This window comes from Agrobacterium sp. 10T429, assembly GCF_056393925.1.
In genome coordinates this window covers 1-398 of the sequence record NZ_JBFTGV010000076.1, presented here as the reverse complement: position 1 = coordinate 398, position 398 = coordinate 1, and the positions used below count along the sequence as shown (strand labels likewise).

At 61.7% G+C, this 398-nt stretch carries 1 protein-coding gene; it reads left to right on the top strand.

The window, feature by feature from the left end:
- Positions 1–398, top strand: a 398-nt coding sequence (locus AC1DCP_RS26600) for a spore maturation protein (RefSeq protein WP_476774899.1), incomplete at both ends; no start/stop codon positions are given.

The following is a 398-nucleotide window of genomic DNA, read 5'->3' as shown; positions in this document are numbered from 1 at the left end:
CCTTTATCGATGGCGCCAAGGAAGGCTTCGGCGTCGCGGTGCAGATCATTCCTTATCTAGTGGCGATCCTCGTGGCGATCGGACTGTTCCGCGCCTCGGGGTGCATGGACGTGCTCATGCAGGGCCTGTCAGCCGGATTCGCGTGGCTGGGACTCAATACCGACTTCGTTCCCGCGCTGCCAGTCGGCCTGATGAAGATCCTGTCCGGCGCCGGCGCGCGCGGGCTGATGGTCGATGTGATGAGCACTTACGGCGTCGACTCCTTCCAGGGCCGACTCGCGGCGATCATCCAGGGTTCGACCGAGACCACTTTCTATGTGATGGCCGTCTATTTCGGTAGCGTCAATGTGCGCAATACCCGTCACGCATTRGGCTGTGCGCTGTTCGCCGATGTGGTC